19 protein-coding genes, 1 tRNA gene and 1 riboswitch are annotated in these 22,062 nt (G+C 71.7%); of the genes, 11 read left to right on the forward strand and 9 right to left on the reverse strand.

What is annotated here, in order from left to right; genetic code table 11:
• Positions 1-58 precede the first annotated feature (58 nt).
• Complete coding sequence (locus tag BIV28_RS11045) at positions 59-1,162, reverse strand: ABC transporter ATP-binding protein (RefSeq protein WP_076261813.1); 1,104 nt, start codon at positions 1,160-1,162, stop codon at positions 59-61.
• Between the two features lie 304 nt (positions 1,163-1,466).
• Here BIV28_RS11045 and BIV28_RS11050 point away from each other — a divergent pair, with 304 nt between their 5' ends.
• From BIV28_RS11050 to BIV28_RS11070, 5 genes are all read left to right on the forward strand, one after another.
• Positions 1,467-2,789 carry a sugar ABC transporter substrate-binding protein gene (locus BIV28_RS11050; protein ID WP_076261814.1) on the forward strand — a complete coding sequence of 441 codons (1,323 nt, stop codon included), beginning with the start codon at positions 1,467-1,469 and terminating at the stop codon, positions 2,787-2,789.
• Positions 2,790-2,936: 147 nt separating this feature from the next.
• Positions 2,937-4,481 (forward strand): ABC transporter permease subunit, encoded by a 1,545-nt coding sequence (locus BIV28_RS11055; protein ID WP_076261816.1) that lies wholly within the window; start codon positions 2,937-2,939, stop codon positions 4,479-4,481.
• A complete protein-coding gene (locus BIV28_RS11060) occupies positions 4,481-5,425 on the forward strand; it encodes a sugar ABC transporter permease (RefSeq protein WP_076261818.1) in 945 nt (314 codons plus the stop codon). The genes BIV28_RS11055 and BIV28_RS11060 overlap by 1 nt, the downstream gene beginning before the upstream one ends.
• Entirely contained in the window at positions 5,422-7,314 is a 1,893-nt protein-coding gene (locus tag BIV28_RS11065; protein ID WP_083707256.1) for a glycoside hydrolase family 13 protein, read from the forward strand. The genes BIV28_RS11060 and BIV28_RS11065 overlap by 4 nt, the downstream gene beginning before the upstream one ends.
• Positions 7,315-8,328: a LacI family DNA-binding transcriptional regulator gene (locus BIV28_RS11070; protein ID WP_076261820.1), complete on the forward strand. Its 1,014-nt coding sequence runs from the start codon at positions 7,315-7,317 to the stop codon at positions 8,326-8,328. It begins immediately after the preceding gene.
• A gap of 6 nt (positions 8,329-8,334) precedes the next feature.
• On the opposite strand, the gene otsB is transcribed toward BIV28_RS11070, so the two are convergent.
• Together otsB and BIV28_RS11080 are read right to left on the reverse strand one after the other, a co-directional pair.
• Positions 8,335-9,141: a trehalose-phosphatase gene (gene otsB / locus BIV28_RS11075; RefSeq protein WP_076261822.1), complete on the reverse strand. Its 807-nt coding sequence runs from the start codon at positions 9,139-9,141 to the stop codon at positions 8,335-8,337.
• Positions 9,138-10,664, reverse strand: coding sequence for an alpha,alpha-trehalose-phosphate synthase (UDP-forming) (locus BIV28_RS11080; protein WP_076261824.1), 1,527 nt, complete (start codon positions 10,662-10,664; stop codon positions 9,138-9,140). The genes otsB and BIV28_RS11080 overlap by 4 nt, the downstream gene beginning before the upstream one ends.
• A 223-nt stretch (positions 10,665-10,887) precedes the next feature.
• Between BIV28_RS11080 and BIV28_RS11085 the strand changes: the two genes are divergently transcribed.
• The 4 genes from BIV28_RS11085 to BIV28_RS11100 all read left to right on the forward strand — a co-directional run bounded on the left by BIV28_RS11085 (position 10,888) and on the right by BIV28_RS11100 (position 14,699).
• Positions 10,888-11,319 carry a CBS domain-containing protein gene (locus BIV28_RS11085; protein ID WP_076261825.1) on the forward strand — a complete coding sequence of 144 codons (432 nt, stop codon included), beginning with the start codon at positions 10,888-10,890 and terminating at the stop codon, positions 11,317-11,319.
• A 110-nt stretch (positions 11,320-11,429) separates the two neighbouring features.
• Positions 11,430-13,265, forward strand: a complete 1,836-nt coding sequence (locus BIV28_RS11090; RefSeq protein WP_076261827.1) for a serine/threonine-protein kinase — start codon at positions 11,430-11,432, stop codon at positions 13,263-13,265.
• A 337-nt stretch (positions 13,266-13,602) separates the two neighbouring features.
• Positions 13,603-13,805: riboswitch (cyclic di-AMP (ydaO/yuaA leader) on the forward strand.
• A gap of 5 nt (positions 13,806-13,810) precedes the next feature.
• On the forward strand, positions 13,811-14,473 hold the full coding sequence (locus tag BIV28_RS11095) for a LysM peptidoglycan-binding domain-containing protein (RefSeq protein ID WP_076261829.1): 663 nt from the start codon (positions 13,811-13,813) through the stop codon (positions 14,471-14,473).
• Between the two features lie 153 nt (positions 14,474-14,626).
• A tRNA-Thr gene (locus tag BIV28_RS11100) sits at positions 14,627-14,699 on the forward strand.
• Between the two features lie 53 nt (positions 14,700-14,752).
• Here the strand turns inward: BIV28_RS11100 and BIV28_RS11105 are convergent.
• Positions 14,753-14,941 carry a hypothetical protein gene (locus tag BIV28_RS11105; protein ID WP_076261830.1) on the reverse strand — a complete coding sequence of 63 codons (189 nt, stop codon included), beginning with the start codon at positions 14,939-14,941 and terminating at the stop codon, positions 14,753-14,755.
• Positions 14,942-15,196: 255 nt separating this feature from the next.
• Here BIV28_RS11105 and BIV28_RS11110 point away from each other — a divergent pair, with 255 nt between their 5' ends.
• Together BIV28_RS11110 and BIV28_RS11115 are read left to right on the forward strand one after the other, a co-directional pair.
• Complete coding sequence (locus BIV28_RS11110) at positions 15,197-15,751, forward strand: gluconokinase (RefSeq protein ID WP_076261832.1); 555 nt, start codon at positions 15,197-15,199, stop codon at positions 15,749-15,751.
• Positions 15,748-17,295: a GntP family permease gene (locus BIV28_RS11115; protein ID WP_083707257.1), complete on the forward strand. Its 1,548-nt coding sequence runs from the start codon at positions 15,748-15,750 to the stop codon at positions 17,293-17,295. The genes BIV28_RS11110 and BIV28_RS11115 overlap by 4 nt, the downstream gene beginning before the upstream one ends.
• 51 nt (positions 17,296-17,346) lie before the next feature.
• On the opposite strand, the gene BIV28_RS11120 is transcribed toward BIV28_RS11115, so the two are convergent.
• From BIV28_RS11120 to BIV28_RS11140, 5 genes are all read right to left on the reverse strand, one after another.
• Positions 17,347-17,844, reverse strand: coding sequence for a VOC family protein (locus BIV28_RS11120; RefSeq protein ID WP_076261834.1), 498 nt, complete (start codon positions 17,842-17,844; stop codon positions 17,347-17,349).
• Positions 17,845-17,882: 38 nt separating this feature from the next.
• Complete coding sequence (locus BIV28_RS11125) at positions 17,883-18,548, reverse strand: nitroreductase family protein (protein ID WP_076261836.1); 666 nt, start codon at positions 18,546-18,548, stop codon at positions 17,883-17,885.
• Between the two features lie 40 nt (positions 18,549-18,588).
• Positions 18,589-19,524 (reverse strand): universal stress protein, encoded by a 936-nt coding sequence (locus tag BIV28_RS11130; protein ID WP_076261838.1) that lies wholly within the window; start codon positions 19,522-19,524, stop codon positions 18,589-18,591.
• 181 nt (positions 19,525-19,705) lie between these two features.
• Entirely contained in the window at positions 19,706-20,365 is a 660-nt protein-coding gene (locus BIV28_RS11135) for a response regulator (protein WP_076261840.1), read from the reverse strand.
• A complete protein-coding gene (locus tag BIV28_RS11140) occupies positions 20,362-21,996 on the reverse strand; it encodes a GAF domain-containing sensor histidine kinase (protein ID WP_207555927.1) in 1,635 nt (544 codons plus the stop codon). Before BIV28_RS11140 ends, BIV28_RS11135 begins: the two co-directional genes overlap by 4 nt.
• Between the last annotated feature and the right edge of the window lie 66 nt (positions 21,997-22,062).

The following is a 22,062-nucleotide window of genomic DNA, read 5'->3' on the forward strand; positions in this document are numbered from 1 at the left end:
GCACCCCGCGTGGGGTGCCGGCCCGGTGACCGTGCTGTGGTGCCGTGGTGCTGTGACCTCAGTCGCCGATGCGCAGGCCGCTGTCGGAGTTGAAGAGGTGGACGTGGCCCTGCTTGGGCTTGAGGTGGATGACCTGGCCCTTCTCCGGGGGGCGACGGCCGTCGACGCGAGCGATGAACGGCTTGGCCGTCTCCTCCTCGCCCTCGGCGTCGACCTGGTGGGCCTTGGTCGTGCCGTAGATGTAGGCGTCGGCGCCGAGCTCCTCGACGACGTCGACCGTGACGGCGATGCCGTGGCCGTCCTCGGCCGGCTCGAGATCCTCCGGACGGACACCGATGGTGACCTCCTTGCCGGCGTCACCGATGAGGCTGCGCTCGACCGGGACGATGTGGCCGCCGTAGTCGACGCCACCGTCGGTGACGGGGGCCGACACGAGGTTCATCGCGGGCGAGCCGATGAAGCCGGCGACGAAGACGTTGGCCGGGTGGTCGTACATGCGGCGCGGGGTGTCGCACTGCTGGAGGATGCCGTCCTTGAGGACCGCGACGCGGTCACCCATCGTCATGGCCTCGACCTGGTCGTGCGTGACGTAGACCGTCGTGACGCCGAGACGGCGCTGGAGCGAGGCGATCTGCGTGCGGGTCTGGACGCGGAGCTTGGCGTCGAGGTTCGACAGCGGCTCGTCCATGAGGAAGACCTGCGGCGAACGGACGATGGCGCGGCCCATGGCGACGCGCTGGCGCTGGCCACCGGAGAGGGCCTTCGGCTTGCGCTCGAGGTACTGGGTGAGGTCGAGGATCTTGGCAGCCTCCTCGACGCGCTTGCGGATCTCGGCCTTGTCGACGCCGGCGATCTTGAGCGCGAAGCCCATGTTGTCGGCGACCGACATGTGCGGGTAGAGCGCGTAGTTCTGGAACACCATCGCGACGTCGCGGTCCTTGGGGGACAGGTTGGTCACGTCGCGGTCGCCGATGAGGATGCGGCCGCCGTTGACCTCCTCGAGGCCGGCGAGCATGCGCAGGGACGTGGACTTGCCACATCCGGAGGGACCGACGAGGACGAGGAACTCACCGTCCGCGATCTCGATGTTGAGCTTGTCGACCGACGGGATCGGGTTACCCGGGTACTGACGCGTCGCGTTGTCGAACGTCACAGTTGCCATGGCTTCATTGCCTTCCTTCACCGGCAGGAACGTGCCGGACGATCCGTTGTAAAGGGCTGCCCGCCCGAGTGGGCGAGCCACGGCCATCCTGCCCCATGGCGGTCGCGGTGACCAGAGGTGCCCCGTGCGGTGGGTCGGTGCGGCAGGCGCGTGCGGCCGTCGTGAGGCGGTCCGGGGCGTCCAGACTTCGTGTCCGGAACGTTGCAAAAAGTTGCTGCAAGACCTGTAGTGACTGTCTGCAAGTTCTTGCTATCGTCTGCGCCACCGGTGGCGGCGTGTGCCACCTGGCTTCAAAGGAGAATCCATGCACAAGCGTGCGCTCGGCGCTGCTGCCGTCACGGGTGTTGCCGCCCTGGCTCTCAGCGCCTGCGGTGGGTCCAGCCCCACCACCCCGTCCAACACCGGCGGCGCCGGCACGAGCAAGGCGGCTGCCACCTCCGGCACCCCCGAGACGCCGAGCGGCACTGCGGCCCCCGTCCGCGACGCCAACGTCGACCTCGTCATCTGGACCGACGCCGACCGCTCGGCGGCGGTTCAGAAGTACGCCGACCAGTTCGCCCAGGAGAACGGCGTCTCGGTCAAGGTCCAGATCTCCACCGACGTGCGTGCGCAGTTCAAGGACGCCACGAAGGTCGGCAAGGGTCCGGACGTCATCGTCGGCGCCCACGACTGGCTCGGCGAGCTCGTCCAGAACTCGACCGTCGCCCCGATCAACCTCAGCTCCGACGTCGCTGCGAAGTTCCTCCCGAAGGCCATCGAGGCCACGAAGTTCAACGGCCAGTCCTACGGCGTGCCCTACGCCGTCGAGAACATCGGCCTCATGTACAACAAGGACCTCGTCCCGAACCCGCCGAAGACGATGGACGAGCTGGTCTCCATGGGCGAGAAGCTCGTCAAGGAGGGCAAGGCCAAGCAGGTCCTGTCGCAGTTCGTCTCCAAGGTCGGCAACGCCTACTTCGCCTACCCGTACCTGTCGGCCTTCCAGGGCGGCGGCATCTTCGGCACCAAGGCCAACGGCGACTACGACCCGAACAAGGTCATCGTCAACAGCGCCGGCTCGGTCAAGGGTGGCGAGGTCCTCGCCGACCTCGGCAAGAAGAAGATCCTGTCGACCAACGTCGACGACACGAACCAGGACGCGCTCTTCGACACGAAGGCCGCCCCGTTCATGATCAGCGGCCCGTGGAGCGTCGCGAAGGCCAAGGACGCCGGCATCAACTACGGCATCGCCCCGCTGCCCTCGCTCACCGGCGGTGGCCCGATGCAGCCGTTCCTCGGCGTCCAGATGTTCTACGTCTCGAGCAAGGCCAAGAACGCGGCCCTCGCCCAGGAGTTCGTCACGAACTACATCCCGCGCAAGGACGTCCAGCTCGCGCTCTTCGAGGTCGGCAAGCGTCCGCCGGCCCTCAAGGAGGCCTACGACGAGGTCTCCGCTAGCGACCCCGACGTCAAGGCCTGGTACGAGGCCGGCACCGGCGGCGCGCCGATGCCGAACATCCCCGCGATGAACTCGGTCTGGGGCCCGTTCGGCCAGGCGACCGCCGACATCATCGCCGGCAAGGCTGGTGCCCAGGCGCGTCTCGACGCGGCCGCCAAGGAGATCACCGCCAACATCGCCAAGGGCTGAGTCCCTCTGATGTGACAGGGGTCCCGGGGTCCGCCACGACGGCGGACCCCGGGGCCCCGACCCCTCTCGGGGTCCCTCGGGAGTGCTCGTTCTCCCTCTACGGCATCGACGGCAACGGCGCCGGGACGGCGCAAAAGGACGTGTGACATGACCAAGCCCCTCGCGCTCGCGATCAAGTGGGTCCTCATCCTCGTGACGATGGCCGGCCTCCTGTGGATCGCCACCAAGCTGGCCCAGGCCGGCAACATCACCTTCGTCATCATCACCGGGCTCGTGGGGATGGGCATCCTCGCGGTCTACGCGACGCGGCGCGCGGTGCCGCTGAAGTACCTCGTCCCCGGCCTGATCTTCATGGCGCTCTTCCAGCTGTGGCCGGTGCTCTACACGGCCGCGCTGTCCACGACGAACTACGGCGACGGACACCTCTACAGCAAGGAGGCGTCGGTCAGCGACATCATCGCCCAGTCGGTGCGCGAGGTGCCCAACACGCCTCGCTACAAGATGTCGATCGCCACCAAGGAGGGCGGGGACCCCGCCACTGCCGACATCGTCCTGCTGCTGACCAAGCCCGACGGCTCGATGTACGTCGGCGACAAGTCCGGTCTCACGCCGCTGCCCGCGACGGGGGTCGAGAAGACCGACCTCGGCAAGATCACCAAGGCGCCCGGCTACGCCGTCCTCAACGCCAAGCAGGCCAACGCCCGGAGCAAGGACCTCTCGGCCATCGCCATCCCGACGAGCGACGGCGGCGGCATCAAGCCGGTCGGCCTGTCCGAGGCCTTCGAGGGTCGCGCGACCGTCAGCTACGACGCGAAGACCGACCGTCTCACGGACAACGCGACCCAGCCCCCGACGGTCTACGGGCCGAAGGACGCGCGCTGGGTCAACGTCGCCGACCCGACCCAGTCCTACCCCCAGGGCTGGAAGGAGAGCATCGGCTTCGCGAACTACACGCGCATCTTCACCGACGACACGATCCGCAGCGGCTTCCTCGGGATCTTCGTCTGGAACGTCGTCTTCGCCATCGTGTCGGTGCTCTCGACGTTCCTGCTCGGCATGCTCATCGCGCTGCTCTTCAACGACCCGCGACTCAAGGGCAAGGCCATCTACCGGTCGCTGCTGATCCTGCCCTACGCCCTGCCCGGCTTCGTCACGGCGCTGGTGTGGAAGGGCATGTTCAACCAGGACTACGGCATCATCAACCAGACGCTGCACATCGGCGTCGACTGGCTCGGGTCCGATGCCGGAGCGAAGGCCGCCATCCTCATCACGAACCTCTGGCTCGGGTTCCCGTACATGTTCATCGTGTGCACCGGTGCGCTGCAGTCGATCCCGCAGGACGTCCGCGAGGCGGCGACCATCGACGGGGCCAACGCCTTCCGCACGCTGCGCTCGATCATCATGCCGCTGCTGCTCGTCGCGGTGGGCCCGCTGCTGCTCGCGTCGTTCGCCTTCAACTTCAACAACTTCGGCCTGATCTACCTGCTCACCAAGGGCGGCCCGTTCAACGGTGCCGACACGAGCATCGGGTCGAGCGACCTGCTCATCACCTACGCCTACCGGCTGGCCTTCTCCGGCAGCGCACCCAACTACGGCTTCGCCGCCGCCGTCTCCGTCGTCATCTTCCTGCTCGTGGCGCTGATGAGCATCCCGGGCTTCCGTCGCACCAAGGCTCTCGAGGAGGTCAACTGATGTCCGCTCCCGTCCCCACCGACCCCCGCCTCGAGCACCGCCTCGAGGTCGAGACCCACGAGTCCGTCACCCCCACCGCCCCGTCGCGCAAGCGTCCGGGTGTCGGGGGTCAGGTCTGGTGGCGTCACGCCCTCGGCATCGTCGCCCTCATGTGGGCCCTCTTCCCGATCCTCTTCATCTACTCGGCCGCGACCAACCCGAGCGGCACGCTCAACACGGCGAGCCTGTGGCCGTCCGGCTTCTCGACGAAGAACTTCACCGCCCTGTTCAACGACCCGTCGCGCCCGTTCTGGACCTGGTACAAGAACTCGATGATCATCTCGTTCTCGGGTGCGCTGCTGGCCGTCTTCATCGGCGCGTGCGCGGCGTTCGCCTTCTCGCGACTGCGGTTCAAGGGCCGCCGCCCGGGCATGATGTTCCTGCTGCTCACGACGTTCTTCCCGGCGCTGCTGGCCATCGTCGCGATGTACATCATCTTCGCCGGCATCAGCGACGTGCTGCCCGCCATCGGCCTCAACACGACCACCGGCCTCATCCTCGCCTACCTCGGCGGCGCGCTCGGTGCCAACGTCTGGCTGCTCAAGGGCTACTTCGACACCGTCCCGCGCGAGCTCGACGAGGCCGCAATCGTCGACGGCGCGAGCCACGCCCGGATCTTCTTCACGATGACGCTGCGCCTCGTCATGCCGATCCTCGTCACGGTGTTCATGCTCGTGTTCGTCGGGCTCTACGGCGAGTTCATGCTCGCCAGCGTGTTCCTCACCGACGTCGACCAGCAGACGCTCGGCGTCGGCCTCTACGGCATGACCCTCGGCAACGACGCGAACACCCTCTTCGGGCGGTTCACGGCCGGCGCGCTGCTCGGTTCCATCCCCGTCATGCTGCTCTACCTGGCCTTCCAGAAGCAGCTCGTCGGTGGCCTCACCACGGGCTCGGTCAAGTGAGTCCGAGCCCCGCACCGATCCCCACCCTCCTGTCCGAGCCGCACCACGACGGCTCCGCCCGCTACGTCTCGAACCTCACGCCACGGCTCGGCGACACCGTCGACGTGCTCGTGCGGGTGCCGCTCGAGTGCGAGGTCGACGCCGTGCACGTGCGCACGTCGCCCGACGGCGAGCAGCAGTTCGCCAGGGCGCGCCGCGTGCGCACGACGTCCACCGACGCGTGGTGGAAGGCGAGCCTCGTCTGCCACAACCCGGTGACCAACTACCGGTTCCTGCTGGCCGGCGGCCCGACCAAGTACGCGTGGCTCAACGGGACCGGGGTGCACCTGCGCGACGTGCCCGACGCGAGCGACTTCCGTCTCGTCGCCCACGACAAGCCGGCCCCGGTGTGGGCCGAGGGCTCGGTCGTCTACCAGATCTTCCCCGACCGGTTCGCGCGCTCGGCGCGGGCGGACCGCCGGCCGCTGCCCGACTGGGCCGTGCCGGCGTCGTGGGACGACCCCGTCGACACGAGCCCGGGCGTCATCGCCCACCAGCTCTACGGCGGCGACCTCGACGGCGTCGTCGAGCACCTCGACCACCTCGAGTCGCTCGGTGTCGACGTCGTGTACCTGACGCCGTTCTTCCCCGGGCGCTCCAACCACCGCTACGACGCGTCGTCCTTCGAGTCGGTCGACCCGCTCCTCGGCGGCGACGCCGCCCTGCGCCGGCTCACCACGGCCGCGCACGAGCGGGGCATGAAGGTCCTCGGCGACTTCACGACGAACCACACGGGCGATGCCCACGAGTGGTTCGTCACGGCGTCCGGGCCGGGAGGCAAGAGCACCCCCGAGCGCGACTACTACATCTGGGAGGGCGGCCAGTACGTCTCCTGGCTCGGCGTGCCCACGCTGCCCAAGCTCAACCACCTCAACCACGACCTGCGCCGCCGCATCTTCGAGGACCGCTCCGGCGTCGTGCGCAAGTGGCTGTCGCGCTCGGGTGGCCTCGACGGCTGGCGCGTCGACGTCGCGAACATGACGGGTCGCTGGCGCGCCACCGACGTCAACCACGAGGTCGCCGCGCAGATGCGCGACGCCCTGGGCCGCTGGGCCCCGGACGCCCTCCTCGTCGGCGAGCACGTCCACGACTACACGGTCGACATGCCGGGCGACGGCTGGCACGGGGTCATGAACTACGCCGGGTTCTGCAAGCCGGTGTGGACGTGGCTGCGCGACGACACCGGCGACCCGAACTTCCTCGGTGCGCCCGTGCCCGTACCGCTGCTCGACGCCGGTGCGGTCGTCGAGACGATGCGCGACTTCACCTCCCGCATCGCGTGGTCCTCACTCGTGCACTCGTTCAACCTCGTCGGCTCGCACGACGCCACGCGCGTGCGCACGCTCGTCGGTGACGACGACCGCATGGTCGACGCCGCGGCCGGGCTGCTCTTCACCCTGCCGTCGATGCCGATGCTGACCTACGGCGACGAGATCGGCATGGAGGGCACGTTCGGCGAGGACGGCCGCCGCCCGATGCCGTGGGACGAGTCCCGTTGGGACACAAGGATCCTGGCCACCTACCGCGGCATGATCTCCGCACGCCGGCGCTCGGTCGCGCTGCGGCGGGGTGGCCTGCGCTGGGTCCACGCATCGGGCGACGCCATCGTGTTCCTGCGCGAGACGGCCGACGAGGTCGCCCTCGTGCACGTGGCCCGGGCGGCCCACGAACCGGTCGTCGTCGAGCGTCGCCACCTCGGCGGCATCGAGGACGGCGCCTCGGCCTACGGACCGGCTCCGAAGCTCGGCGCGCGTGCTGTCACACTGTCGGCGACCGGCCCGGGAGTGCGCATCTGGACGTGGAAGCCCACCGACGGCGGGGCCAAGCACGTCCGACGTAGGGGGCACTAGGTGAAGGCACGGCTGCGCGACATCGCCGAGCAGGCGAACGTCTCCGAGGCGACGGTCTCGCGCGTGCTCAACGGCAAGCCCGGGGTGGCCGAGTCGACGAAGCAGGCGGTCCTCACCGCCCTCGACGTGCTCGGCTACGACCGGCCGAGCCGCCTGCGCCGCAAGAGCGCCGGGCTCGTCGGCCTCATCGTCCCCGAGCTGACGAACCCGATCTTCCCGGCGTTCGCGCAGATCATCGAGAACTCCCTGGCCCAGAACGGCTACACGCCGGTGCTCTGCACCCAGGTGGCCGGGGGAGTCCACGAGGACGACTACGTCCAGATGCTGCTCGAGCGCGGCGTGGCCGGCATCATCTTCATCTCCGGCCTGCACGCCGACACGACGACCGACTCCGAGCGCTACGTCGCGCTGCGCGACCGCGGCCTGCCGCTCGTCCTCGTCAACGGCTACATCGAGGGTGTCGACGCGCCGTTCATCAGCAACGACGACGTCGCCTCGATGGGCCTGGCGCTCGAGCACCTCGTCGCGCTGGGGCACCGTGAGATCGGCCTCGCGGTCGGCCCGGACCGGTACGTGCCGGTCATCCGCAAGATCGCCGGCTTCCGCCACTCGATGCAGGAGCTGACCGGGCGGTCCGACGTCGACGACCTCATCGAGCGCTCGCTCTTCTCGGTCGAGGGCGGGGCAACCGCGGCCGGCCGGCTGCTCGACCGCGGCGCCACCGCCGTGGTGTGCGGGTCCGACCTCATGGCGCTCGGCGCCATCCGGGAGGCGCGCAAGCGGGGCCTGCAGGTGCCGCGCGACTTCTCGGTGGTCGGCTACGACGACTCGACGCTCATCGCCTTCACCGACCCGCCGCTGACGACGGTGCGCCAGAGCGTCAACGCGATGAGTGCCGCCACGGTTCGGGCCCTGCTCGACGAGATCGCCGGGCAGCCTTCTCCCCGTGCGGAGTACGTGTTCCGGCCCGAGCTCGTCGTGCGTGGGTCGACGGGCGCCGCCCGCCACCGCTGACGCGGGTCAGCCGGCGTCGGGTCCGGCTGACCGCCGCCGCTCGAGCAGGGCGTCGAGGAACCGGGCGACGGCGGGCTCGTCGTCGAGCCGGTAGTGCGCCGCCGTCGAGCCGGTGCCGACCTTGACCGTGACGTCCTCGGGCCGCGTCATCCGCATGAAGGCGTCCTCGTCGGTGACGTCGTCGCCGAGGTAGACGCGGGCGGTCGCACCCACCGCGCGGCCCAGGGCCGTGACGGCGGATCCCTTGTCCGCGTGGGAGACCGACAGCTCGAGCACCGACTTGCCCTTGAGCACCTTGACGCCGTCGTGGTCGAGGGCGACGCGTCGGGCGTCGGCGATGGCGGCGTCGCCGACGTCCTTGGGCAGGCCGCGGGTGTGCACGACGACCGCCGCCGACTTGTACTCGATGCCGGCGTCGGGGTGGCGCTCCTTGACGAGCGTCTCGATGTCGGAGCGCAGCTCGGCGAGGGTCACCTCGTCGTCGGGCGTGACGGCGGCGGCCTCCATCGCGGCGCGCACCTGCTCGTCGGAGGACTCGGCGCCGTGGCTGGCGATGAGCACGATCGGCTCGTCGTCGGTGAGCCCGGTCAGGGTGCGCAGGGTGTCGAGGTCGCGGCCCGACACGACGGCCACGTGGACGCCGGGCAGGCCGGCGAGCGCGCGCAGCGTGTCGACGGTGCCGGGCAGCGGGAGCGCCTTCATCGGGTCGGCGTCGAAGGGCGCGAGCACGCCGTCGAAGTCGGTGGCCACGAGCAGCGTCGACGCGCCGGCGACGTCGTCGAGGGTGTTCTCGGGAGACGACGAGGCGCTCATCGCCCCGCCTCCTGGGGCGCCGGCTCCTGCGCGGCTGCGTGCGAGGAGTCCTGTACCGCAGCAGGGTTCGGCTTCTCGGCCGACCGGGACGGGCCGCCCGCGGTCGGCTGGGGCACCTCGGGCGCGGCGTCGAGCGCCGCGAGGTAGCGCGCCGCCCACCGCTGCACGTCGTGGTCGGCGACGCGTCGGCGCAGCGCCCGCATGATGCGCTGCTTGTCCTTGGCCGGGGTGTTGATGGCGCGCAGGATCGTCTGCTTGAGGCCCTCGATGTCGTGCGGGTTGCACGCGAAGGCCTGGTGCAGCTCGTGCCACGCGCCGGTGAACTCCGACAGCACGAGTGCGCCGCCGAGGTCGTGGCGGCACGTGACGTACTCCTTGGCGACGAGGTTCATGCCGTCGCGCAGGGGCGTCACGAGCATGACGTCGGCGGCCTGGAAGAGGGCGGCCATCTCCTCTCGCGGGTAGGAGTGGTGCAGGTAGTGCACGGCCGGGGCGCCGATCTTGGCGAGGTCGCCGTTGATGCGGCCCACGGTCTGCTCGATCTCGTTGCGGAGCGTGCGGTAGGCCTCGACGCGCTCGCGGCTCGGCGTCGCCACCTGGACGAGCGTGACCTCCGGCGGTCCGAGCCTCCGCTCGGACAGCAGCTCCTCGTAGGCCTTGAGCCGGTGTCGGATGCCCTTGGTGTAGTCGAGCCGGTCGACGCCGAGCATGAGCACCTCGGGGTCGCCGAGGCTCGCCCGGATCTCGCGGGCCCGCGCCATGACGTCGGGGCGCTTCGCGAGCTCCTCGAGACCGTGGAAGTCGACGGAGATCGGGATGGCCGCGGCCCGGACGCGCCGGTGCTGGCCCTCGACCGTGACGAGGTCGCGCTTGGTGGGGGCGCCGAGCAGCTGGCGGCAGGCCCGCACGAAGTTGCGGGCGTCGGCCTGGCGCTGGAAGCCGAGGAAGTCGGCCCCGAGGAGGCCCTCGAGCAGCTGGGCGCGCCAGGGCAGCTGGGCGAAGAGCTCGACGGGCGGGAACGGGATGTGGTTGAACCAGCCGATCCGCACGTCGGGGCGCAGCTCGCGCACGAGGGCCGGCACGAGCTGGAGCTGGTAGTCCTGCACCCAGACCCGGGCGCCCTCGGCGGCCACCTCGGCCACGGCCCGGGCGAACCGCTCGTTGACGGCGCGGTAGGCGGCCCACCACTCGCGGTGGAAGGTCGCCGGCACGATGACGTCGTGGTAGATCGGCCACAGGGTGTCGTTGGAGAAGCCCTCGTAGTAGTCGCGGACCTCCTCGGCCGACAGCGCCACGGGGTGCAGGTGGATGCCGTCCTCGTCGAAGGGCTCCGGGGCCTCGCCGGAGTCGCCGGCCCAGCCCACCCACGCGCCGGGCTGCGTGCGCATCACCGACTCCATGGCCGTGACGAGCCCGCCGGGGGAGCGGCGCCACTCGATCTCGCCGTCGTCGGTGATGACCTTGTCGACGGGGAGGCGGTTCGCCGCGATGACGAGGTCGAAGGTCTGCCGTTCGGGCGACACCGGGGATCAGCTCCTGTGGTTCGAGGGGACGGCTGCAGGGCCACTGTCCGGCATACCCACGTCGGCGCCGGGTGGAGCGGCCAGGGCGCGATCTCACTCTAACGAGCCAACGGTGGCGCCTCGTCGGGCGGCGCTCTAGGGTCGAGTCAGGGCACCGCGCGGCGTCGTCGACGGCGATAGGGGACACGCGTCGGGGCACTCACCCGAGGTGAAGGAGGTCGCCGTGAAGATTTCTGACGTGCTGAGGGCGAAGGGCAGCGGGGTCATCTCCGTGCAGCCCGACGAGACCGTGTCCGGGCTCCTGGGCCTGCTCGAGGAGCACCGCATCGGTGCCGTCGTCGTCAGCTCCGACGGCACGACCGTCGAGGGCATCGTCAGCGAGCGCGACGTCGTGCGCCACCTGCACTCGACCGGTGCGGGCATCCTCGAGGCGCCGGTGTCCCAGATCATGACGAGCGAGGTGTCCACGGGCACCGCCGCCGACGACATCGCCACCCTCGCCACGACCATGACCGAGCAGCGCGTGCGCCACGTGCCGATCCTCGACGAGGACGGCCGCCTCGTGGCCATCGTCAGCATCGGCGACATCGTCAAGCACCGCCTCTCCGAGCTGCAGTCCGAGCGCGACCAGCTGCGCGACTACATCTCCGGCTGACCCCGCCACCCGGCGAGCCGACCGACCCGACCGGACAAAACGGACAACCGACCCGCGCCACGGGCCCGAGGTCGTCGGCCTGACCCCCTGCGGGGGCATACCGTAGGACCATGACTGCGTACGACCGGACCGAGCGGGTCTCCGCCCCGCGGTCCGGCGTGCGGTCGGGCCCCCGCACCGGCGGTGTGCCCATCGGCGGAGCCCGTGACGGCTGGGACGCCGGACGCATCGGACGGTACCGCCTCGTCGAGGAGATCGGCGAGGGCGGCATGGGCGTCGTCCACCTCGCGCTCGACCCCCGCGGCCGCGCCGTGGCCATCAAGGTGCTGCGCGCGCACGTGGCCCACGACGCCGACGCGCGCCAGCGGCTCATGCGCGAGGTCGAGACCCTCTCGCGCATCCGCGACCCCCGCGTCGCGAGCGTCATCGACGCCGACGTCATGGGTCCGCGGCCCTACATCGTCACCCGCTACGTGCCGGGTCCCGCGCTCGACGAGATCGTGGAGGAGCACGGGCCGCTGCACCCCGGCGAGCTCGTCAGCCTCGCCCGCGGCGTGGCCGAGGCGATCCGCTCGATCCACGCCTGCGGCGTCGTCCACCGCGACATCAAGCCGGGCAACGTCCTCGTCGAGGAGGGCGAGCCCGTCCTCATCGACTTCGGCATCGCCCACGTGCAGGACGACGTGCGGCACACCGTCGGCGGTCTCGTCATGGGCACGCCCGGCTACCTCTCGCCCGAGCTCGTCGAGGGGGCGCCGATCACCGACGCCACCGACTGGTGGGGCTGGGCCGCGACGATCACCTACGCGGCGTCGGGGCGCCCGCCCTTCGGGCGGTCGCGGATGGACGCCGTCCTGAGCCGCGTGCGCGCTGGTGACGTCGACGTCGACGGCGTCGACCCGCGTCTGGTGCCGCTGCTGCGCGCGTCCCTGTCGCCCGACCCGTCGCGTCGACCGCACGCGGACGAGGTCATCGCCGCGCTCGAGCAGTACGCCGCGGGCCGCGCCGCCACGGTGCCGACGCCGCACGCGTCGCCGTGGGGGGCGTCCACCGAGGTGCTGGGCGCCGCTCCCGCGGCACCGGCCCTCCCGAGTGCCACGCAGGTGTTCCAGGACCGCGGCACCGCCGTGCTCCCGCCGGTCGCGCCGACCGCCGACGACGTCCGCTGGGCGCCGCCGCCCACGGGGCCGCGCCGACGCCCGGAGCCCGAGCCCGAGTACGAACCGGAGCACTGGGACGAGGGCCAGGGCGGCACCGACCTCTACGACGAGCGGTACGGCCGCAGCGCGGGCCGCGACGAGTGGGACGACGAGTGGGGCGAGGAGCAGCCCGAGCAGGCGCCGCGCGAGGGTGACCCCCGCATCGGCATGGCCATGCGTACCGGCGTGCTCGGTGCGGCCGGCATAGCCTGGGTGGGCGCCCTCATGGCCTGGCCCGGCTACGTGCTCGTCGCGCTGGCCGCGTGGTCGGTGCTCGCCCGCGCCACCGACCGCTCCGTGTCCGCGCTCGTCTTCCGCCGCTACGCCCACGGCCGACGCGGCAGCGACATCCCGCTCGCCGTCATCACGAGCCCGTGGCACCTGCTCGTCGGCGCCATCGCCACCGCGGTGACGCTCGTGCTGCCGATCGCCGTGGCGCTCGCCGGCATCTTCGCCACGGCGCTGCTGCTCGCCGGGGCCACCGGGACCGAGCTGGTGCCGGGGTCGCCGACGACGCTCGCGGTCGGGGGCATCGCCGGGCTCGCGATGCTGTGGTGGGGCCCTGGCGGGGTGTCCCTGCGGCGCGGCTCGCGCTCGATCGTGCGGCGCACCGTGCCGCTGGGGACGGCCTCGCAGGTCGTGGCCATCGTGCTCGTCGTGGCCGGCCTCGTCCTCGGGCTCGTGGCCGTCGACCACGGCGAGAGCCTCTCCTGGCTCCCGTTCGGGTCCAACCCGCTGGCCCGCTGACGGCCCCTCGTCGTCCGTCGGGGCGGCCGGTCCGCGGGAGCCGTGACCGAGCGCCGCTTACTGCGGCGGAGCCGGCCGCCGGGCTCGCGGCGGGTCAAGGCCGGATCTCGAGAAGATCACGAAATCATCTCGGAACAGGTTGTGGTTCGTTGATTCCTCACGTACCGTCATGCCTCGGCGGCCCCGAATCTCGGGCCGGACGGGGTGGGTCCCGGGCGCGTCCCGGGGGTGTCCACGACCGGTCGCTGCCACGGTGTTCCGGCCTCCACACGGCACGCTGCACAACTTCACATGGACACCCAGCAATCCGGTCCCTGAGCGCGCCGAGCCTCGCCAGCCAGGGACATCGCCCACTCCGGTGGGCCGGGCGAGGACGGGGGACCCAGTGTGGTCAGTGAGTCGTGATGTCGAAGGCCGTCGGTACGCCGACGGTCGAGCCCTCGTGCTCGACTGACCTTGGGGTGAAGCCGCTTGCGCGGCAGGGCACCTGACGTCCCCAACCCGACAGCTAACCCCGCAGGCGCGCGTCAGGAAGGAATACCCCTATGCAGTACCTGTCCAAGCATGCTGCCGCCAAGCGGGTCTCGATGAAGCAGCGCATCGCCGGAGTCGGCATCGCCGGCGCCGCCACCGTCGTCGGTGGCCTCACCACCGCGGGGTCGGCCAAGGCCGCGTCGGTGTGGGACTCGGTCGCCCAGTGCGAGTCGAGCGGCAACTGGCACATCAACACCGGCAACGGCTACTACGGCGGCCTGCAGTTCTCGCAGAGCACCTGGGTCGGCTTCGGTGGCCGCGCCTACGCCCCGCGCGCCGACCTCGCAAGCAAGGCCGAGCAGATCGCCATCGCCCAGAAGGTCCTCGCCGTGCAGGGTCCCGGCGCGTGGCCGGTCTGCTCGCGTCGTGCGGGCCTGACCCGGGCCAACGGTGGCGGCGAGGCCGCTGCGTCGCGCTCCTCGGTCCGCAAGCCGGTCACGACGAAGAAGAAGGTCGCGAAGAAGAAGACCTACGCGACCAAGACGACGACCAAGAAGGTCAACAGCTACGCGGGCTCCGGCAAGAAGGTCTCGGTGCGCCGCGGCGACACGCTCGGCAGCATCGCTCAGCGCTACCACGTGTCCGGCGGCTGGAAGGCCCTGTACGCTGCCAACACGGCGCGGGTGCACAACCCGAACCTCATCTACGTCGGCCAGGTGCTGCGTCTTCCGTGACGCACCCCTGACCGAGCACGACCGGACGGCCTCGCGCGACCAACCCCTGGGTCCCGCGGGGCCGTCCTTCGTCTGCCGTGTGGGACGCGGCGGGCGCCCTCGGTTACGCTGGCGCCCGACCGGACGGCGGCGGGCCTGCCGCACGACCGGGCCGCTGGCGTGGCGCAATTGGCAGCGCACCTGTCTTGTAAACAGGTGGTTGGGGGTTCGAGTCCCCCCGCCAGCTCTCTGACCTGCGGACGAGGGGTCTGCGGGGCTCCAGCGCGGCCAGGGCCCGCGTCAGGGGAGCACGGGCGCGCCGGGTGGCACGCCCAGCACGGCGTCGACCTGCTCGGGACTGAGGTGGTGCCCCACTCCGGCCACGTCGGCGATCACGTCGGCCAGCAGGGTGATCTCGTGCAGGACGCCGGCGTCGACCAGCTCGGCCCCGGGTCTGCCGGCGGCGACGGCGTCCGGGTCGTCCGGCACCGGGGGTGGCGCTCCGTGTGGAGCCGGCGGTTGCATCTCGCGTTCGTTGCGGGTGTGCATGGCGTGCGACCTGACTGCATCGGTCGACCTCCAGCTCACCCCGGGTACTCGAGGCGCTGGCAGGAACAGGGTACGTCCGCGGACGCCCCCGTGTCCCCGTCTCGTGCAGACCAATCTGTCAGCGGCTGCAGTGCTCAGCGCATCCCGGGTCGCCGGACGCTCACCGCGGCGCGGTTTCGGACTACGTTCAGGAGCATGGGCGACGAGGCCGAGGCCGAGATGTCAGCGACGGGACCCGACGTCGTCATCGTCATGGGGGTCTCCGGAAGCGGGAAATCCACTGTGGCCAAAGGGATCTCAACGGTCATGGGCTGGGAGTTCGCCGAGGGGGACGCGTTCCACTCGGAGGCCAACGTCGCCAAGATGCGCAACGGGCAGGCACTCACCGACGAGGACCGCTGGCCCTGGCTCGAGGCGATCGGCAGCTGGATCAGCGCCAAGGAGGCCGCCGGGGAGTCGGCGGTCGTCACGTGCTCGGCCCTGCGCCGGGCCTACCGCGACCTGCTGCGCCGCGGCCGCCCCCACGTGCGGTTCCTGCACGTCACCGCGCCGGCGGAGCTGATCCGCGACCGCATGGAGCACCGGCCGGGCCACTACATGCCTCCCTCGTTGCTGCCGAGCCAGATCGCCACGCTCGAACCGCTGGGCGACGACGAACCGGGTATCTCGGTGACGAACGAGGGCACCGCCGCCCAGGTTCTCGACCGCGCTCTCGGCGCGCTCGGTCTGCGAAAGGACACCCAGGCATGATCCTGAACCCGACTCTCGCACCGCCGGCCCTGACGATCGCGCTGGCGGCCGACCCACCGGCGGTGCCCTACGCCGGTGACGGCCAGCTCGTCGCCGCCTGCATCCTCGGCATCCTCGCCGTCGTCCTGCTCATCACCGTCGGCAAGGTGCACCCGTTCCTGTCGCTGATGCTGGGCTCGGCCGTCCTCGGCGCCGTGGCGACGATGCCCCCGGGCGATGTCGTCGCGAGCTTCCTCGACGGGTTCGGCAGCACGGCCGGAGCGGTGGGCGTCCTCATCGCCCTCGGCGCGATGATCGGCAAGCTGCTGGAGGACTCGGGAGGGGCCAACCGCATCGTGTCGACGATCGTCGGCCGGGTCGGGCCCGGGCGGCTGCCGTGGGCCATGGCGCTCATCGCGGCGATCCTCGGCCTGCCCCTCTTCTTCGAGGTGGGGGTCGTGCTCCTCGTGCCGGTCATCATCCTCGTGGCCCGGCGAACCGGACTGTCCCTCATGAAGATCGGCATCCCCGCGCTGGCCGGCCTCTCGGTCCTGCACGGGCTGGTGCCTCCGCACCCGGGGCCGCTGACCGCCATCGGCCTGCTCAACGCCGACCTCGGCCGCACCCTGCTCTACGGCGTCATCATCGCGATCCCCACCGTCATCGTCGCCGGGCCCGTGCTCGCGCACTACGTGGACCGGTGGGTCCCCAAGTACGTGGACGCCGACTCCCGCTTCCTGGAGCCGGTGGGCGCCGGCGTGGGCGCCGGCCGTGGGTCGGAGCCGCGGCCCGCGCACGACGCACCCGGCAACGAGGACGCGGCCCGAGGCCACGGGGCGACGGGGTCGGTCGCGACGTACGAGGACCTCGAGGCCCCGCTCGCCCCCGGGCGTCGACGCGTCTCCTTCGCGGCCGCGATCATCGGAATCACGCTGCCGGTGGTGCTCATGCTCGTCGACGCCATCGTCAAGCTGCTCGTCACCGACAAGAAGAACGGCGCCCGCACCGTCATCGACTTCTTCGGCACCCCGACGGTCGCCCTGCTCATCGCCGTCCTCTTCTGCTACGTCGTGCTCGGGCTCGGCTCCGGCATGGACAGGAACGAGGTCAGCGCGTCGGTGGGCGCGGCCCTGCCGCCCATCGCCGGCATCATCCTCATCGTGGCCGCCGGCGGCGGCTTCAAGCAGACGCTCATCGACGCCGGGGTCGGCAACGTCATCAAGGACTGGGCCACCGGCGTCAACATCTCGGTGCTCGTGCTCGGGTGGCTCGTGGCCGTCCTCATCCGGCTCGGGACCGGCTCGGCGACAGTGGCCACCATCACGGCCGCCGGCATCGTCGGGCCGCTCGCCTCGACGCTGACGACGAGCCACCTCGCCCTGCTCGTCCTCGCCATCGGCTGCGGCTCGCTCTTCTTCAGCCACGTCAACGACGCCGGGTTCTGGCTCGTCAAGGAGTACTTCGGCCTCACCGTCGGGGAGACGATCAAGTCCTGGTCGGTGATGGAGACCGTCATCTCGGTGTTCGGGTTCGCGCTCGTCATGGTGCTGAGCCTCGTCGTCTAGCCCCGCTGTGCCGCCAGGGCGCCGGGCTCGGACAAGCGGATCCCCGTGCGGTCAGAGCACGGTGGATCCGTACATCTGCCCGAGCGGGTCGGCGATGAGCTCGAGCCGGGCGCCGTTGGGGTCACGGAAGTAGATCGACGTGCCGCTCTCGCGGACGTACTCGACGCCGGCCTCGTCGAGACGGGCCCGGAGCCGTTCCCACGTGGCCGGTTCGACCGAGATGGCGAGGTGGTGCAGCCCTCCGAGCACCTCGGCGTACGGCCCGACGTCGAGCCCCGGGAAGTCGAAGAACGCCAGCAGGTTGCCGTTGCCGATGTCGAAGAAGAAGTGGTTGGAGCCGCGGTAGTCGCGGTTCTCGACGATCTCCGTCAGCGGGAACCCGAGGACGTCCTGGTAGAACCGCACCGTCTCCTCGACGTCGCGGGCGAGCAGCGCGGCGTGGTGCAGTCCTCGTGCGCTCGAGGCGGGACGGCGGTCGGCGGCTTGCAGGTGGGTGTCCCGGATCCGGGCACGTTCGGCGTCGATGGCGGCGAGGTCGATCTCGGTCATGCGGCCCTCACGACAGGTAGTTGCGCGTTCAACTCAGGCTAGCCCCCGAGCGGGCCGCCGCTCCAGTGTTCGCGGTGGGTCATCTGCGCCACCGGGACCCGGCGCAGCCGCGTCACCTGGTGCACCGGCCGGCCGAGGGGGACCACGGCGGCCACGGCGAACGGCTCCGGGACGCCGAGCAGCTCCTTGAGCGCCGGCTCCTCGGCGACGGCCATCGTCGTGATCGTGCCCCCGAAGCCCTCGTTGCGGGCCGCGAGCAGGATGTTCCAGACCAGCGGGTAGACCGACGCCCCCGCCACGAGGCCGACGCGGTCGAGCTCCTTGTCGAGCGCGGCCACCGCCCGCAGGTCGACGCAGACGACGAGGACCACCGCGGCTCGGCGCACGGGCTCGGTGACCCACCCCGGCACGACGGTCCGCGCCACCTCCTGCTCGGTGACCCTGCTGCGGTCGTGGCCGCTCCACGGCGTCTCGCCGGCCGCCCGCTCGGCGTGGTAGCGACGGGCGCCGGGCTCGGTGAGCTCGACGAGGCGCTCCCTCACGGCGGGGTCGCGGACCACGACGATCTGCACGCCCTGCCGGTTGCCCCCGCTCGGGGCGAACCGGGCGTTCTCGAGGATCGTCCCGAGCACGACGTCCGGCAGCGGGTCGTCGGTGAAGTCGCGGACGGCGGCGGTGGTGCGCATGACCTCGTACAGGTCCATGCGACGCACGATAGCCCGCCGCGCGGGCTGCCGAACCGCCCTACGGGCGTACCGGGCTCGGGACGCCGGTGCCGGGCACGACGGTCACCGGGCAGGACGCGTGGTTGAGCACTGCGCGGCTCACCGAGCCGAGCACCATCCGCTCGAGCGGACCGAGGCGTCGTGACCCGAGGACGACGAGGCCGGACCGGCGCGAGTCCTCCTCCAGGGTGGGCGCGGCGGGAGCCTCGGGCGTGACGATCTCGACGACGAGGTCGTGGGCGACCTGCCGGGCCAGCCCCGCCGCGTCGAGGGCCGCGCCCCGCGCCATCCCGAAGCGCGTCAGCGCCCACTCGTTGGTCTCGCCCGGCGGCTGGTGGGCGAGCCCCGCCGCGCCCTGGTTGAGCAGGGCCCAGGCCGACACGACCCGCAGCGGCACGCCCCAGCGGGCCGCCTGGTCGGCCGCGAACCGCACCGCGGCGCCGGACGGCTGCAGGTAGTCCACGCCCACCGTGACCGGACGCCGCCGGTCGGGCTCGTCGACCGCCCCGCGCACGACGGTCACGGGGCAGTAGGCGTGCCGCGCCACCGACGCGGACACCGAGCCCAGGACGACCGAGCCGAACGCCCCGTGGCCGCGGTTGCCGACGACGAGCAGGCGAGCCTCCTCGGACGCGTGGACGAGGGTGGCCACGGCCGCGCCGGCGACCTCGGTGAGGGTGACCGCGTCGTCGGGCAGGTACTTGGCGGCCAGCTGCCGCGCGTCCTCGACCCGCGCGTCGGTCCGGTGGCGCGGGCGGGCGGGCACCACCGCGAGCGCCAGCCCGATCGGGACCGACCAGCCGTCGGCCAGCGGCAGGGCCGTGACGACCTCGAGGTCGCACCGGCGGTCGGCCGCAGCGCCGGCCGCCCACTCGAGGGCCGCCGAGGCGCCGGCCGAGCCGTCGAAGCCGACGACGATCCGGGACCTGCGCGGCGTCGACCTGTCCGCGTTCATCGGTCCTCCTCCGCCGCTCCTGTCAGGACGCCGATGCGCCTCGCAACCGGGCGCTGGCTCCAGCGTCGGGCGCGGGGCCGTGGTCCGGGCGGGCCGAAGGTCCCCCGATCACCGCATTCCGGGCCGGGACGCGTCAGGAGGGGTGCGCGTCGGAACAGGTGGGCGTCGCGCCGTCACGGCGTCAGGGCCGGGGGACCTCCGTCGTCGGGTCGGCGTGATGGACGGCGACGTACACGGCTGCCTGCGTGCGCCGCTCCATCCCGAGCTTGGCCAGCACCGAGGTGACGTAGTTCTTGACGGTCTTCTCGGCCAGCGACATCGCCTCGCCGATCTGGCGGTTGGTCTCGCCGGCCGCGACGTGGTCGAGGACGCGTCGCTCCTGCGGCGTCAGCGAGCGCAGCCGCGGGTCCCGTTCCTGGCCGTCGGCCCAGCTGGCCCGGAGCCGGCGGGCGCGCGCGGTGTCGAGGAGGTTCTCGCCGCGTGCCACGCGCTCGACCGCCTCGACGAGACCGTTGCCGCGGACGTCCTTGAGCAGGAACCCGGACGCGCCGGCCAGGACCGCGGCCGCCAGCGCGTCGTCGTCGTCGTAGGAGGTGAGGACGAGGCAGGCGATGGTCGGGTCGACCGACCGCACCTGGCGGCAGGCCTCGATGCCCGAGCCGTCGGGCAGCCGGACGTCGAAGACCGCGACGTCGGGCCGCAGGGCGGGGATGCGTCGCGCGGCCTCGTGCGCCAGGCCGGACTCGCCCACGACCTCGAAGCCGGGGTTCGCCTCCAGCAGGTCGCGAAGGCCACGCCGCACGATCTCGTGGTCGTCGAGGAGGAAGACTCGGATGGTCACGGCTCTCGCCTCTCGCGTCGTCGGGCCGGGCGCCCGAGGGTCGCCGGAGGTCCGAGGGGGACCGTCCAGCGCACTCGGGTCCCGTGCGGCTCGACCCCCTCGATGTTCAGCTCGCCGGAGCGCGCGGCGGCGCGGTGCTCGAGGTTCGCCAGCCCGCTGCGGCGGTCGGCCGACCCCATCCCGACGCCGTCGTCGGTCACCTCGACCGTGAGGACCTCGCCGAAGTCCACGCGAACCGTCGCCGTGCTCGCCTCGGCGTGGCGCGAGACGTTGGCCAGCGACTCGCGCACGACGGCGAGCACGTCGGCCCGCAGACCCTCGTCGTCCTCGTCCGGCTCGCCGTCCAGGTCGAGGACGGGCAGGAAGCCCAGCGTCGGGTACCACGACGTCACGACGTTCTCGAGCTGGTCGACGAGGCTCCCGCCGGGGGCGACGGTGTGCAGCTCGAAGATCGTGGAGCGGATCACCTTGATGGCCTCGTCGAGGCTCGTGACGGCCTCGTCCAGCCGTGACCTCACGACCGGGTGCATGGCCAGCCGTGCCGCCGCCTGGAGGGACAGGCCGGTGGCGAAGAGGCGCTGGATGACGTGGTCGTGCATGTCGCGGGCGATGCGGTCGCGCTCCTCGAGCATGGCGAGGTGCTGGCGGTCCTCCTGGGCGCGGGCCGCGACGAGGCCGAGCGCCGCCTGCCGCGCGAAGAGGCTGAGCATCGGCATGGCCTCGCCGGGTGCGTCGTCCTCACCCACCCGCCAGTGGACGAGCAGGTGGCCGATGGCGCGCTGGCCCGTGGAGATCGTCACGAAGGCGACCGGGACGTCGTGGTCGGCGCCGACGAGCCGCAGCAGCGTCGCCGGCAGCGGCTCCGCGGGGCGGGGCCCGGGCAGCACCTGGTCGGCGCTCGCGGACGTCGGCCAGTCGTCCTCGGTCTCCAGGGCCGGCCAGGAGCGCCACGGCACCTGGTGCTCGGTCGGGTCCGACTCGTGCAGGGCTCGCACGCGCACCGTCCCGGTGCCCTGGTCGCGCAGGGCGACGAGGCACGTGCGCGCGTCGGTGATCCGGCACACGTCCTTCGCGACGAGCATGAGGGCGGCCTCCTCGTCGTGCCCCTCGAGCAGGCTCTGCGTCAGCTCGTTGACCGACTGGGCCCAGAGCCGCTGCTGCTGGCTGCGGGCGTAGAGGCGGGCGTTGTCGATGGCGAAGCCGGCTGCCCCCGCGAGCGCCACGAGCATGGCCTCGTCGGCCTCGGAGAACTCCTCCTGGCCCTGCCGCTCCGCGAGGTAGAGGTTGCCGAAGACGTGGTCGCGGATGCGGATCGGGGCGCCGAGGAAGCTCGTCATCGAGGGGTGGCCGGGCGGGAAGCCGTGGGAGTCGGGGTGCGCCGAGATGTCGGTGAGCCGCCGCGGCTGCGGGTCGCGGATGAGCAGGCCGAGGATGCCGTGGCCCGACGGCGGGTCGCCGATGCGCGCCCGCTGCTCGGCGGTGACGCCGTGGGTGATGAACTGCATGAGGTGCTCGCCGTCGGGGCCGAGGACCCCGAGCGCGCCGTACCGGGCGTTGACGAGGGCGCAGGCGGACCGGACGATCCGCTGCAGCACCTCGGACAGCTCGAGGTCCTCGCTGATGGCGGTCACGGCGTCCAAGAGGCCCCTGAACTGGGCATGCGTCCGCTGCGCCGAGTCGGCCCTCGAACGGAGTTC

Origin of the sequence: Intrasporangium flavum, assembly GCF_001956915.1 — a bacterium.
GTDB lineage: Bacteria > Actinomycetota > Actinomycetes > Actinomycetales > Dermatophilaceae > Monashia > Monashia flava.